Raw genomic sequence first — 13,437 nt, 5'->3', positions numbered from 1 at the left:
AGGACAGCATGGGCAGCGAAGTCTTGATGGTGGTGGACGCGGTCTCGCGCGAGAAGGGCGTCGAGAAAGAGACGATCTTTCAGGCGCTGGAGGCGGCGCTCGGCACGGCGACGCGCAAGCGGTACGCCCAGGACATCGATGCGCGCGTGCATATCCACCGCGACACCGGCGCCTACGACACGTTCCGCCGCTGGGAAGTCGTGCCCGACGAGCTCGAGGTGGTGGAGTTCCCCGACCGCCAGGTGAAGCTTTCCGCAGCCCGGGAAAAGAACCCGGAGGTCCAGGTGGGCGAGTTCATCGAGGAGCCCATCGCGGCGGTCGAGTTCGGCCGCATCGCGGCGCAGGCCGCGAAGCAGGTCATCATGCAGAAGGTGCGCGAGGCCGAGCGCGAGCAGATCGTCAACCAGTATGCCCCGCGCAAGGGCGAGATGGTGACCGGCGTCGTGAAGCGCCTCGAGCGCGGCGACGCGATCGTGGACCTCGGCAACGCCGAGGCGCTGCTCGCGAAGACCACCATGATTCCGCGCGAGGGCCTGCGCCCGGGCGACCGCATTCGAGCGCTGCTGGAGGACGTGAAGTCCGTGCCTCGCGGCCCGCAGCTCTTCCTGTCGCGGACGAGCCCGCAGCTCGTGATCGAGCTGTTCAAGCTGGAGGTGCCCGAAGCGAGCGAAGGCCTGATCCAGATCCTGGCCGCCGCGCGCGATCCCGGGCTGCGCGCGAAGATCGCGGTGTCCTCGCGCGATCCCCGCATAGATCCGATCGGGGCATGCGTCGGCATGCGCGGCAGCCGCGTGCAGGCGGTCTCGAACGAGCTTGCCGGAGAGCGGGTCGACATCATTCAGTGGTCCGACAACCCGGCGCAGTTCGTGATCAACGCGCTGGCGCCGGCCGAAGTGCTTTCGATCGTCGTCGACGAGGAGACGCACGCGATGGACGTGATCGTCGACGAGAAGCAGCTGTCGCAGGCGATCGGCCGGGGCGGACAGAACGTACGCCTCGCCTCCGAGCTCACGGGTTGGGAGCTCAACATCATGACCGAGCAGGCGGCACAGGAAAAAGGCCAGTCGGAGGCCCAGAACGCCATCAAGCTCTTCATGGACTCGCTGGATGTGGACGAGAACGTGGCGAGCATCCTCGTGCAGGAGGGCTTCACCAACCTCGACGAGGTCGCCTACGTGCCGAAGCAGGAGCTGATCGCGATCGAGGAGTTCGACGAGGACCTCGTCGAGGAGCTTCGCAACCGGGCGCGCGACGTTCTGCTCACGCGGGCGATCGCGCAGGAAGAGAAGATCAGCATGGCGGAGCCCGCGGCGGACCTGCTCGAAATGGAAGGGATGGACGAACACACCGCGCACCTGCTCGCGTCGCAGGGCATCAAGACCCGCGAGGAACTCGCCGAGCAGTCCGTCGACGAGCTGCTCGAGGTCGAAGGCATGACGGAGGATCGGGCCAGGGAGCTGATCATGACGGCGCGCGCCCCCTGGTTCCAGGCGGCGGGCGAGGGCGAGCAGGCCGGCAAGAGCGCCTGAGGCTAACGCACAATGGCACAGACGACAGTTGAAGGTTTCGCGCAACAGATCGGGGTTCCGCCCGAGACGCTGCTGCGGCAGCTGATGGCGGCGGGCATCGAAGGAAAGGCCACCGGGGACGTCCTGAGCGACGACGAGAAGCTGACGCTGCTGTCGTACCTGCGCGGCAATGCCGGCGCCGCCGAACCGGGGCGGAGCAAGATCACGCTCAAGCGCAAATCGACGAGCCAGGTGACTCAATCGTCCCGACTCGGCCCTTCGCGCACCGTCCAGGTCGAGGTAAGAAAAAAGCGGACATTCGTCAAACGTACCGCGATCGAGGAGACGGCGCCGGTCGAGGAAGAAGTGGAGGTGGAAGAGGTGACGGCCGCTCCGGAGCCGGCTCCGGCCGAACCCGCCGAAGCGCCCGTGGCCGCTGCCGCGGCGGCACCCACCCCGGAAGCCCGCGAACCCGAGCCGGCCGCGGCCAAGGCCCCGGCCCCCGCCGCCGAGGCGCCGAAAAAGCCGCCGGTTGCCAAAGAGAAGGAAAAGCACGAGAAGAAGAAGGACCGGCTCGAGAAGATCAAGGAAAAGGAACGCGGCGAGTTGCATCTTGCCGAGGGCAAGAAGATGCGCCGGAAGTCCCGGCCGATGGCGCCGCGCTCCGTCGTGACGAGCATGTCGGGCCAGCACGCCTTCGAGCGCCCGACGCAGCCGATCGTGCACGAGGTGGTATTGCCCGAGACGGTCACGGTCGCGGAGCTCGCGCAGAAGATGTCCATCAAGGCAGCCGAGGTCATCAAGGTGCTGATGAAGCTCGGCATGATGGTGACGATCAACCAGGTGCTCGACCGCGAGACCGCGGCGATCGTGGTCGAGGAGATGGGGCACGTCGTCAAGGAAGCGAAGCCCGAAAGCCCCGAAGCGCTCCTCGAAGGGGCGGGCGAGGCCTACGGGCCGGCCGAGCCGCGTCCGCCGGTGGTGACCGTCATGGGCCACGTCGACCACGGCAAGACGTCGCTGCTGGACTACATCCGCAAGGCGAAGGTCGCGGCCGGCGAGGCGGGCGGCATCACCCAGCACATCGGCGCCTACCACGTGGAGACCCCGCGGGGCGTGGTCACGTTTCTCGACACGCCCGGCCACGAGGCGTTCACCGCGATGCGTGCCCGCGGCGCGAGGGCGACCGACATCGTGATCCTCGTCGTCGCAGCCGACGACGGCGTGATGCCGCAGACGGTGGAAGCCATCCACCACGCGCGCAATGCCAGGGTGCCGCTCGTCGTTGCCGTGAACAAGATCGACAAGCCCGAGGCGCAGCCCGATCGCGTCCGCCAGGAGCTGACCAAGCACGAGGTCGTGGCCGAGGAATGGGGCGGCAACGAGATCTTCGTCGACGTCTCGGCGAAGACCGGGCAGGGCATCGACAAGCTCCTCGAGTCCGTGCTTCTGCAGGCGGAAGTGCTCGAGCTCACGGCGCCTCGGGTCGGTCCCGCGACGGGCATCGTCGTCGAGGCGCGCCTCGACAAGGGCCGGGGTCCGGTCGCGACCGTCCTGGTGCAGCGCGGTACGCTCAACAAGGGCGACGTGATCCTGGCCGGACGCGAGTTCGGGCGGGTGCGGGCGATGCTGGACGAGAAGGGCCGGCCGGTGAAGGAGGCGGGACCCTCGATTCCCGTGGAGATCCAGGGCCTCTCGGGCGTGCCCTCCGCGGGCGAAGAGGTCCTCGTGGTGGAGAGCGAGCGCAAGGCGCGCGAGATCGCGCTCTACCGGCAGGGCAAGTTCAAGGACGTGCAACTCGCCTCCAAGGCCAAGCTCACGAACGTCTTCGAGCAGATGCAGGAGGCGGCCGTCGAGGCCAAGGCGCTCAACCTCATCATCAAGGCCGACGTGCAGGGTTCCGTCGAGGCGATCACCGCCGCGCTCGAGAAGCTTTCGACCAGCGAGGTGCGCGTGAAGGTCATCCACGGCATGGTGGGCGGCATCAGCGAGTCGGACGTGAACCTCGCCGTCGCCTCCAACGCGGTCATCCTGGGCTTCAACGTGCGGGCCGACGGCGCCGCCCGCCGGCTCATCGAGTCGCAGGGCGTGGACGTGCACTACTACAACGTGATTTACGACGCCGTGAACGACGTCAAAGCCGCGATGTCGGGCATGCTGAAGCCCCAGATCAAGGAGCAGCTGCTCGGGCTCGCCGAAGTGCGGCAGGTGTTCCGTGCGCCGAAGATCGGGCTCGTGGCGGGTTGCTTCGTGGTCGAGGGGTCGGTACGGCGCAATCGCCCGATTCGCGTGCTGCGTGACAATGTCGTGGTGTTCGAGGGCGAGCTCGAAAGCCTTCGGCGTTTCAAGGACGACGTCAACGAGGTCAAGGCCGGCCTCGAATGCGGCATCGCCGTCAAGAACTACAACGACGTGCAGGTCGGCGACCAGATCGAAGTCTTCGAGAAGGTCGAGGTCGCACGCACCGTGTGACCGCAACCGGGGACGCGCTGCGTCCCCGCGGAGTCTGACATGCGCAAAGACGGTAATCGGCCACGGCGCATCGCCGAGCTGATCAAGCGCGAGCTGGCCGCGCTGATCCCCCGCGAGCTCGACGACCCTCGGGCCCACCACGTGACGCTCACCTATGCAGAGGTGTCGCCCGACCTGGGGCATGCGCGCGTTTACTTCACGCTGCTCGCCGGCGAGGCGGAGGCCGGCCCGGTCGCCGCTGCGCTCAACAGGGCGTCCGGCTTCCTGCGTCGCGCCCTGGCGGATCGCCTGCGGCTGCGGGTCGTGCCGGAGCTTCGCTTCGAGTTCGACCGCTCGGTCGAGCGCGGAGACCGGCTGACGCGGTTGATCGATCGGGCCATCTCGGAAGACCGGAAGGGCCACAAGGAATGAGCCGGGGCGAAGGGCGGCGGTCGCGGCGCGTGTGTCTGCCGCTCGACGGCGTGCTTCTGCTCGACAAGCCCGTCGGGTACACCTCCAACCAGGCCCTGCAGGCGGCCAAGCGGCTGCTGAATGCCTGCAAGGCCGGCCATACCGGGAGCCTGGACCCCATAGCGACCGGATTGCTGCCGCTCTGTTTCGGCGAGGCGACCAAGCTGTCGCAGTTTCTCATCGACGCCGACAAGCGCTATCGGGCCGTATTCCGCCTCGGCATTGCGACGACGACGCACGATGCGGAAGGCGCGATCGTCGCGACGCGGCCGGTGAAGCTGCGGCGCGCGGAAGTGGAGACCGCGCTGCGTGCTTTCGTCGGGGAGATCGAGCAGGTGCCGCCGATGTACTCGGCGATCAAGCTCGCGGGCCGCCCGCTGTACGAGCTGGCGCGCGCGGGCATGGAGGTCGAACGGTCGGCCCGGCGGGTGACGATCCACGGGATCGAGGTGCTCGCACTCGAGGGCGACCGGCTGGAGTTCGAGATCGACTGTTCGAAGGGGACGTACGTCCGGAGCCTGGCGCACGATCTGGGAGAGCGCCTGGGCTGCGGCGCGCATGTGGCGGAGCTGCGACGGCTCCGCGTCGGTGCGCTGACGGTGGAACGGGCAGTCTCGCTCGCCGCCCTGGAGGCCCTCCCGGATGTCGCAGCGCGGGCGGAGCGTCTGCTGCCGCCGGACGAGGTACTGCCGACCATTCCCGAGGTGAAGCTCACCGCGCTCGCGACCCATTACCTTTGTCAGGGGCAGCCGGTGAGCGCCAGGCACGGCTTCGCCCCGGGCTGGGTGCGGCTGTACGACGATGGCCACCACTTCCTGGGCATCGGCCAGGTGCTGGACGACGGTCGCGTTGCGCCGCGCCGTTTGATGACGCGAAAACCTTGAGCCACCAGCGAAAACTTCGGTTGAGGGCATGGGTGTACGCAGGTAGAATACGCGCCCTCCGAAAGGTTCCGACGAACGTCATAGAGGTTGGTCAATGACCCTCACCGCCGACAAGAAGGCCAAGGTGATGCAGGACTACCAGACGCACCAGGGCGACACCGGTTCGCCCGAAGTGCAGGTGGCACTGCTCTCCACCCGCATCGACGAGCTCTCCGCGCATTTCCAGAGCCATCCCAAGGATCATCATTCGCGCCTCGGGCTGCTGAAGATGGTGAACAAGCGCCGTCAGCTGCTGGATTACCTCAAGCGGACGGACAGCGAGCGCTACCGTGCGCTGATCGAGCGGCTCGGGCTGCGGAAGTAACGAGAGGAGATGACCTTGTCGAAAGTCACGAAGACGTTTCAGTACGGAACCCACGCCGTCAGGCTCGAGACCGGCGAGATCGCACGCCAGGCCAGCGGTGCCGTCGTGGCGGCCATGGGCGACACCGTCGTGCTGGCGACGGTGGTCGCGCAGCGCGACGCGGTCCCCGGGAAGGATTTCTTTCCGCTGACAGTCGATTACCAGGAAAAGACCTACGCGGCGGGACGCATTCCCGGCGGCTTCTTCAAGCGCGAAGGCCGGCCCTCCGAGAAGGAAATCCTCACCTCTCGCCTGATCGACCGCCCCATCCGCCCGCTGTTCCCCGAAGGTTTCCATAACGAAGTGCAGGTCGTGGTGACCGTGATGTCGGTCGACCCGGACATCGACCCCGACGTCGTCTCGATGATCGGTGTCTCGGCGGCGCTCATGCTCTCCGGCGTGCCGTTCAACGGTCCGATCGGCGCTGCGCGCGTCGGCTATGCGAACGGACAGTACCTGCTCAATCCGGGCAACCAGGCGCTCGCCACGTCGCAGCTCGATCTCGTGGTCGCGGGCACCGAAAAGGCCGTCCTGATGGTCGAGTCCGAGGCGAAGGAACTGCCCGAGGACGTGATGCTCGGCGCGGTGACGTACGGACACGAGCAGATGCAGACGGCGATCCGCGCGATCCGCGAGCTCGCCGGGGAAGCGGGAGCGAAACCGTGGGGCTGGCAGCCGCCGGCCGAGGACACCGGGCTCAGGGACGCGCTCAAAGGTGCGTTCAGCCAGGCGATCACGGATGCCTACCAGATCGCCGAGAAGACCGCGCGCCAGGACCGCATGAGCGAGATCCGCGCCGAGGCGGTCGCCCAGTTCGCTCCCGAGGGTTCCGCGGAAGGCACGAAGGACGCGGTGCTCAAGCTCGTCGGCGATCTCGAGTACCGGATCGTGCGCGATCGGATCCTCGGGGGTCACCCGCGCATCGACGGTCGCGACACGCGCACCGTGCGGCCGATCGTGATCCGCACCGGAGTGCTGCCCCGCACGCACGGCAGCGCGCTCTTCACGCGCGGCGAGACTCAGGCGCTCGTCACGACCACGCTCGGGACGGGCCGCGACGCGCAGATCATCGATGCGCTCGAGGGCGAGCGCAAAGAGCCTTTCATGCTGCACTACAACTTCCCCCCGTACTCGGTCGGGGAGGTCGGCCGCATCGGCAGCCCGAAACGACGCGAGATCGGTCACGGGCGTCTGGCCAAGCGCGGCGTGTATCCGGTGCTCCCCGACATGAGCACCTATCCCTATGTCATCCGCGTGGTTTCGGAAATCACCGAGTCGAACGGCTCGAGCTCCATGGCATCGGTCTGCGGAGCGAGCCTGTCGCTGATGGATGCGGGCGTGCCGATCAAGGCGCCGGTGGCGGGCGTCGCGATGGGGCTGATCAAGGAAGGCAACCGCTTCGCGGTGCTTACCGATATCATCGGCGACGAGGACCATCTCGGCGACATGGACTTCAAGGTGGCGGGCACGACCGGCGGCGTCACCGCGCTGCAGATGGACATCAAGATCGAGGGCATCAACCGCGACATCATGGACGCGGCGCTCAAGCAAGCGAAAGAAGGCCGTATGCACATCCTCGGCATCATGAGCCAGGCGATCGCCGCGCCGCGCTCGGAGCTTTCCGAGTACGCCCCGCGCATCATCAGCTTCAAGATCAATCCCGAGCGCATTCGCGACGTCATCGGCAAGGGCGGATCCACCATCCGCGCGCTGTGCGAGGAAACGGGCACGACGATCGACATCGAGGACGACGGCACGGTCAAGGTCGCTTCGGCCGATCGGGCGGCGAGCGAGGAGGCGCGCCGTCGGATCCAGCAGCTGACCGCCGACGTCGAGGTCGGCATGATCTACGAAGGCAAGGTCGCGAAGCTGATGGACTTCGGCGCCTTCGTCACCATCCTCCCCGGAAAGGACGGGCTCGTGCACATCTCGCAGATCTCCCACGAGCGGGTCGAGAGCGTCTCCGACAAGCTCCGCGAGGGCGAGGTGGTGAAGGTCAAGGTGCTCGAAGTCGACAAGCAGGGGCGTATCCGCCTGAGCATGAAGGCGGTCGAAGAGATCAAAAGCACCGCCTCGTAGGCCGGCCCGCCCGAAGTCGCCGGCTACCTCAGGGCGACGGCCAGGTAAGCGACAAGACCGGCGAGCAGGGAGGCCAGTACCACCCACGTCCAGCGGCTGCCGTCCGAGGTTTCGCGTTCGCCGTGCGGTCGGGTCTCGTAGCGGTTTCCCGACAGCTCGGCCCCCACGCGGGCGAGGGCGGAGGCGAACTGCGCCACGGAAGCATAGCGCTCGGACGGGTTGACCTCGCAGGCCCGGCGTACCACCGCGTCCAGGGCCTCAGGGACATCGGGCTTCCACTCGTTCATCGACCGGTATGCGCGATCTTCCCAGCGCGGCGCGCGGATTCTCCCGTAGGGGTACTCGCCGGTGATCATCCGGTAGAGCGTGACGCCCGCCGAATAAATGTCCGTCCGTTCGCTCACCGCCTTTCCCTCGAAGAGCTCCGGCGCCTGGTAGCTCCATGCGCTAGTGGCCGACCCGTCCGCGCCTTCCTTCAGCGCCTCGACCCGGCTTTCCCCGAGCCCGAGCAGCAGGAGCCGGCGATGCGCCTTGTCGTAGAGCAGGTGGTTCACGCGCAGGTCGCGGTGTATCACGCCGTGCCCGTGCAGCGCGCCCAGGGCCTCGAGCATCTGCTCGGCGAGGCGCAATGCCTCCTCGACAGGCAGCCCGCCCTTTCGCCGGATGCGCTTCGCGAGCGGTTCGCCTTCGTGGTATTCCATGACGACGTAAAGCGCACGCCGTCGGCCCGGTCGCGGCCTCAGGGCCTTGACCAGATGCGCGTTGTCGACGCGCCGGCCGATCCATTCCTCGCGCAGGAACGAGCGCGCGTACTCGGGGTCTTCGCGGCACGACGGATCGGGGAACTTGAGGGCGACGGTGGCACCGTTCTCCGTGTCGGCGGCCTTGTAGATACGATAGCGTCGGCTGCGGTACACGAGCTTGTCCACGCGGAAGCCGTCGATGATCGTTCCGACCTCGGGTGGCTCCACGAACGCGAGATCCGCGACGCTCTCGCGCGTGTCCGCGATCGATTCCGGCGGCAGCTTCTCCACGCGCACGGCGCACACGCCGGCATAGCCCGGCGCTCCGGCCTCCTGCGCCCGGGTCGCCAGCGTCTCTGCGATATGCTCCGCACCCGCATCGGCCTCGAGCACGCCGCGCATGCGGGCGGCGTCCAGCGCATCGTGCGCCCCGGGTGTCGTCAGCAGGAACACGTCGCCCTCCGCGAGCTCGCCGGAGTGATACTCGGCGTCGATCTCGCTCGCGAGGCCCAGTGCCTTCGCGATCTCCGGACGGCGTCTCGGGCGGGGGATCAGGTGATCGCGGGTCAGCAGTCTGAGCTCGTGATCGCGAAACAGCCAGATGCGCGCATGTCCAGCGTGCGCGGCGAGCCAGCGACGGCCACGCAGTACCAGGGCCGCGAACACCGCCGCGCGGCCGCGTTCGCCGCCGGCGAGCACGGCCTGATGCGCCGCGCGCACGCTCTCTTCCAGCGCCTGCCTTAGCGCCCATCCCTCGGGAGCCGCATAGTAGCTGTCGGCGAGCGCCGTGATCGCGATGCGCGCCGCCTTCTCGGCCTCCGGGCGGTCGGCGATACCCTCCGCGCAGGCGAGCAGGGCCCCGCGCCCGCCGTCACGGCCGGTTTCGGGAACGATCTCAAGGCAGGTGCCGCGCGGCGGCTCCTGCCGTGGCGTCCGCTCGCTGTGCCCGGTATCCAGAAATAGCTGCATGGGTTCGATTCGACGGGTGCCCGCCCGCAAGCACAGAGTATAGTCGGCGGCCGGCAGGGCGACCGGTCCTAGCGCTTCGTTTGCGCGCCCCGGCCGGCTCGGCCTACCATGACCCGGCGCTCGAGCCCAGAACAACAACCAACCCGGAGACGCGATGAACATCGAAAAAGTGGTCTTCAGCTTCTTTATCGTCCTGGCGCTCACCCTCAACTTCGGTTTCTTCCTCGGGGACATCGATACGCCCGAGCACCACAACGTCTACGAGCTGTTCGCCGCGCTCGTGGTCAGTCTCATCGCGACCGTGCTGAAGTTCGGCGACCGCACCCAGATGGGGGCGGTGCTGCTCGCGACCAGCCTGGTCGCGGATCTGCAGCTCGTCGCCGCGACCCTCGTGTGGACGTTCGTCGAGCACATCGCCGGGACCGGAATCACGACCTCGGCGATGGTGGCGATCGTCTCGCTTTCGGGCGGGGCGCTGCTCGCGAACGCCATCTCGGTCGTTCTCCTCATCATCGAGATCGCGGCAACCCGCCGCTGACCCGGATGGCGCGCAAGAATACGCTGTTCATCGTGTTGCGCCGGCTGCGCGTTCCGCTGCTGGTGCTGATCGTTTCGTACGCGATTGCGGTACTCGGCCTGGTCCTGATGCCCGGGATCGACGAACGCGGTCAACCCGATCGCCTGAGCTTCTTTCATGCGCTCTACGTGATCACCTATACGGTCACGACCACGGGTTTCGGCGAGCTGCCGCATCCGTTCACCGAAGCACAGCGCCTGTGGATCATGTTCTCGCTCTACGCCGGCGTGATCGCCTGGCTGTATGCGATCGGTGCGCTGATCGCCGCGTTCCAGGAACCGGCTTTCCGCCAGCTGATCCGGGAGAACCGTTTCGCGGCCGTGGTCCGGCGCCGGGCATCGCCGTTCTACGTCGTCTGCGGTTACGGCGACACGGGCAGCCTGGTCGTCGAGGCGATGGCGCGCCACGAGCTGGACGCGGTGGTCGTCGACATCGATCCGGATCGGCTGACCGACCTCTCCTTCGCCAACCTCCCGCGGCACGTTCCGTATTTGAACGCCGACGCGGCCTTGCCCGAAACGCTCCTCATGGCCGGATTGCAACACCCGTACTGCCGGGGCGTCGTGGCGCTGACGCACGCGGACGGCGTCAACCTCCACATCGCCATAACCGCGAAGCTCCTGAACCCGCGCATCCAGGTCGTGTGCCGTGCGGACGCGCACGAGACCAAGGCCAACATGGAGTCCTTCGGGACGGACGCCGTCGTGGTCCCGTTCGACGTCTTCGCCGACCGCCTGGCGACCGCGCTCCATTCGCCCGACATGGACAGCGTCTACGAGTGGCTCACGCGGCCCGCCGACGAGCCGCTTCCGCCGCGGCTCGATCCGCCGCGCGGGACCTGGGTGCTGTGCGGGTTCGGCCGGTTCGGCAAGGCCGTGGACCGGTTCCTCAAGTACCAGGGGGTGCCGACGGTGATCGTGGAGAAGGAACCCGAGCGCACGCAGGCCCCCGAGGATACCGTGGTCGGCCGGGGCACGGAGGCCGTGACGCTGCGCGCCGCTCACGTGGAGCGCGCGGTCGGAATCGTCGCGGGCACCGATGACGACGCGAACAACCTCTCGATCATCGTCACGGCGCGCGAGCTGAACCCGCGGCTTTTTCTGGTCGCGCGCCAGAACTCGCGCAAGAACGACGCGGTCTTCGAGGCAGCCGGCCTCGACCTGGTGATGCAGCGTTCCCGTGTCATTGCGGCCCGCATCCTGGTGCTCCTCGTCACGCCGCTGCTCAACGAGTTCCTGCGGCTCGCCCGCCACCAGAGCAACGACTGGGCGCGGCAGCTGATCGCGCGGCTGGAACCCCTGGCCGGCGGGCTGACCCCGGACGTGTGGGCGGTCGAGATCACGCCTTCGGACGCGCCCGCGGTGCACGAGGCGATCGCCGAAGGCCGGGTCGTGCACATCGGCGACCTGCTGCGCGATCCGCGCGCACGCTCGGAGCGCCTCCCCGGACTGGCGCTTATGCTTCAGCGCGTCGGCGAGGAGCAGCTGCTGCCGGAGGAGGGTCTCGTGCTGCAGGCGGGCGATCGGCTTCTGTTCGCCGGCGCCTCGCGGGCGCGCGTCCGCATGCAGCGCGCTCTCCTCGATCGCGGTACGCTGTATTACATTGGGCACGGGGAAGTGCCGCCGGAGGGATGGATCTGGCGCCGGCTCGCCCGCCGTCCCCCGTGAGGGGGTGCACGAACAAGGAGGTCCCATGAAGCTCAGCTCGACCGCATTTCGCCACCACGATTCGATTCCGGCGGCCTACACCTGCGAGGGCGCCGACGTCTCGCCGCCGCTCGCCTGGTCGGAGGTCCCGGCCGCCGCGCGAAGCCTCGTGCTCATCGTGGGCGACCCCGACGCCCCGGACCCGCGAGCACCCAAACGCGTGTGGGTGCACTGGGTTCTCTACGATCTTCCCCCGAACGTCTCCGGGCTGGGCGAAGGCGTCAACGAGCTGCCGGCGGGAACGCGGGAGGGTATCAACGACTGGTCGCGCGCCGGTTACGGGGGTCCGTGTCCGCCGATCGGCCGGCATCGCTATTTCTTCAAGCTTTACGCCCTCGACACCGTGCTCGGGGATCTCGGCGGACCGACGAAGGCGAAACTCGAGGCGGCGATGCGCGGGCACGTGCTCGCGCAGGCTGAGCTGATGGGGACGTACGAGAAGCGGGCGCTGAACCGCGATTAGAGCTCGATCCCGGTCAGCGACCGCATCACCCAACCGAAGAGATAGGCGATACCCGCCGCCGAGAAGCCCGCCACGATCATCTCCAGGACCTTGTGCTTCAGGGAGATGCCGGAGAGGACGGACACGACCGCCGCCGAAGCGGCGAGCGCGAGGCCGGCAAGCAGAACGGAGAAGGCGAGCGCATGGAACGCGCTCGCGGCGAAGAAGTAAGGCACGACCGGGAACGCGACTCCCGCGAGGTACGCGAAGCCGGTAAAGAGCCCCGAACGCAGCTCGTTCTCGGTCGTCTCGGGCAGCAGCAGCCGGGCGATGGCGTCGCGGTTGGCGCCGACGCGGCGCGCAATCTCGTGCGCGGTGGCATCCGGGACGCCCGACTCCGCCAGTTTGTCCTGATACTCGTCCACCGCGCGCTGCGGGGCGACGTCGAACAGAATCTCCATGCGTTCCCGCAGACCCTCGTTGACCTGGCGCTGGGAACGCACCGAGACATAGGCGCCGATGCCCATCGACATGGCTCCGGCCACGCCGACCACGAGACCGCTCACGCCGACGATCAGCGGGTTTCCGGCGTACACCGCGGACAGCCCGGTGACCGCGCCGAGGATCTCGACCAGCCCGTCGTTCATGCCGAGCACGTAATCGCGCACGTTGCCGAGGCCAAGCCGCCGCGACTGGTCGCGGAACGTGATCTCGTGTTCAATCTCGTCGAGCACGATCGCCCGCAGCTCCGAGCGCTCGCGATCGTCGAGCTTCGCGGTGTGCAGGCAATCGAGGTACTTCGCGAAAGCGCTCGATTCCCCGAGCTCGAGTATCGAGACGAGAAAGGCCGAATTCAGGAAGCGCTGGAAGAATCGAACGAGCCGGAGCCGGAGGGCGCCCGGTGTGTAGGACGGCGCCTCGATCCCGCGGGATTCCAGCAGACGCCGCCAGAAGCGCGAGTGCTTCAGCTCCATTCCCGCGATGCGCGCGAGCGTCTCGCGCAGCTGCGGGTTCCGCTCGTTGCCGGCCAGCGCCGTGTACGTGGCGTGATCCTGCAGCTCGTCGCGATAGAACTCCTGAGCGAGCTCGACAAGGGCCGGGGTGCTCACGATCGCTCTCCGTGAAAGGCGGCGGGCAGGGGCCGAAGCGACTAGGTCCGCGATCGCCGCTCGTCCTATACTGTAACCCCCATCGGGGCACAGGC

Annotated in this window: 11 protein-coding genes; 9 read left to right on the top strand and 2 right to left on the bottom strand. The window is 67.8% G+C overall.

Annotated features, from left to right (window positions below; genetic code table 11):
• The first annotated feature begins 8 nt into the window (after positions 1-8).
• The 6 genes from nusA to pnp all read left to right on the top strand — a co-directional run bounded on the left by nusA (position 9) and on the right by pnp (position 7,796).
• Entirely contained in the window at positions 9-1,529 is a 1,521-nt protein-coding gene (gene nusA / locus SVA_RS11790) for a transcription termination factor NusA (RefSeq protein WP_096461411.1), read from the top strand.
• A gap of 12 nt (positions 1,530-1,541) precedes the next feature.
• A complete protein-coding gene (gene infB, locus SVA_RS11785; RefSeq protein ID WP_096461410.1) occupies positions 1,542-3,980 on the top strand; it encodes a translation initiation factor IF-2 in 2,439 nt (812 codons plus the stop codon).
• Between the two features lie 39 nt (positions 3,981-4,019).
• Entirely contained in the window at positions 4,020-4,391 is a 372-nt protein-coding gene (gene rbfA / locus SVA_RS11780; RefSeq protein WP_096461409.1) for a 30S ribosome-binding factor RbfA, read from the top strand.
• Entirely contained in the window at positions 4,388-5,314 is a 927-nt protein-coding gene (gene truB, locus SVA_RS11775) for a tRNA pseudouridine(55) synthase TruB (protein WP_096461408.1), read from the top strand. Before rbfA ends, truB begins: the two co-directional genes overlap by 4 nt.
• A 94-nt stretch (positions 5,315-5,408) precedes the next feature.
• Positions 5,409-5,678 (top strand): 30S ribosomal protein S15, encoded by a 270-nt coding sequence (gene rpsO, locus SVA_RS11770; protein WP_096461407.1) that lies wholly within the window; start codon positions 5,409-5,411, stop codon positions 5,676-5,678.
• A 15-nt stretch (positions 5,679-5,693) separates the two neighbouring features.
• Positions 5,694-7,796, top strand: a complete 2,103-nt coding sequence (gene pnp, locus SVA_RS11765) for a polyribonucleotide nucleotidyltransferase (protein ID WP_420823867.1) — start codon at positions 5,694-5,696, stop codon at positions 7,794-7,796.
• 23 nt (positions 7,797-7,819) lie between these two features.
• Here pnp and SVA_RS11760 read toward each other — a convergent pair whose 3' ends face one another.
• On the bottom strand, positions 7,820-9,508 hold the full coding sequence (locus SVA_RS11760; protein WP_169924066.1) for a bifunctional protein-serine/threonine kinase/phosphatase: 1,689 nt from the start codon (positions 9,506-9,508) through the stop codon (positions 7,820-7,822).
• Positions 9,509-9,662: 154 nt separating this feature from the next.
• On the opposite strand from SVA_RS11760, the gene SVA_RS11755 reads away from it, so the two are divergent.
• The 3 genes from SVA_RS11755 to SVA_RS11745 are packed head-to-tail and all read left to right on the top strand — an operon-like array spanning position 9,663 to position 12,254.
• Entirely contained in the window at positions 9,663-10,046 is a 384-nt protein-coding gene (locus SVA_RS11755; RefSeq protein ID WP_096461404.1) for a DUF6394 family protein, read from the top strand.
• Between the two features lie 5 nt (positions 10,047-10,051).
• Positions 10,052-11,752 (top strand): potassium channel family protein, encoded by a 1,701-nt coding sequence (locus SVA_RS11750; RefSeq protein ID WP_096461403.1) that lies wholly within the window; start codon positions 10,052-10,054, stop codon positions 11,750-11,752.
• 25 nt (positions 11,753-11,777) lie between these two features.
• Positions 11,778-12,254 carry a YbhB/YbcL family Raf kinase inhibitor-like protein gene (locus SVA_RS11745; protein ID WP_096461402.1) on the top strand — a complete coding sequence of 159 codons (477 nt, stop codon included), beginning with the start codon at positions 11,778-11,780 and terminating at the stop codon, positions 12,252-12,254.
• On the opposite strand, the gene SVA_RS11740 is transcribed toward SVA_RS11745, so the two are convergent.
• On the bottom strand, positions 12,251-13,342 hold the full coding sequence (locus SVA_RS11740) for a VIT1/CCC1 transporter family protein (protein WP_096461401.1): 1,092 nt from the start codon (positions 13,340-13,342) through the stop codon (positions 12,251-12,253). The two genes, SVA_RS11745 and SVA_RS11740, sit on opposite strands and share 4 nt — an antisense overlap.
• Positions 13,343-13,437 lie beyond the last annotated feature (95 nt).

Origin of the sequence: Sulfurifustis variabilis, assembly GCF_002355415.1 — a bacterium.
Classification (GTDB): Bacteria; Pseudomonadota; Gammaproteobacteria; order Acidiferrobacterales; family Sulfurifustaceae; genus Sulfurifustis; species Sulfurifustis variabilis.
The sequence above is the reverse complement of the archived record's forward strand: the minus strand, read 5'-3'. Positions and strand labels throughout refer to the sequence as shown.

Coding starts and splice junctions, on each gene's coding strand:
- SVA_RS11745 (WP_096461402.1), top strand. CDS start 11,778: ATGAAGCTCAGCTCGACCGCATTTCGCCACCACGATTCGATTCCGGCG.
- infB (WP_096461410.1), top strand. CDS start 1,542: ATGGCACAGACGACAGTTGAAGGTTTCGCGCAACAGATCGGGGTTCCG.
- rbfA (WP_096461409.1), top strand. CDS start 4,020: ATGCGCAAAGACGGTAATCGGCCACGGCGCATCGCCGAGCTGATCAAG.
- SVA_RS11760 (WP_169924066.1), bottom strand. CDS start 9,508: ATGCAGCTATTTCTGGATACCGGGCACAGCGAGCGGACGCCACGGCAG.
- nusA (WP_096461411.1), top strand. CDS start 9: ATGGGCAGCGAAGTCTTGATGGTGGTGGACGCGGTCTCGCGCGAGAAG.
- rpsO (WP_096461407.1), top strand. CDS start 5,409: ATGACCCTCACCGCCGACAAGAAGGCCAAGGTGATGCAGGACTACCAG.
- SVA_RS11755 (WP_096461404.1), top strand. CDS start 9,663: ATGAACATCGAAAAAGTGGTCTTCAGCTTCTTTATCGTCCTGGCGCTC.
- truB (WP_096461408.1), top strand. CDS start 4,388: ATGAGCCGGGGCGAAGGGCGGCGGTCGCGGCGCGTGTGTCTGCCGCTC.
- SVA_RS11750 (WP_096461403.1), top strand. CDS start 10,052: ATGGCGCGCAAGAATACGCTGTTCATCGTGTTGCGCCGGCTGCGCGTT.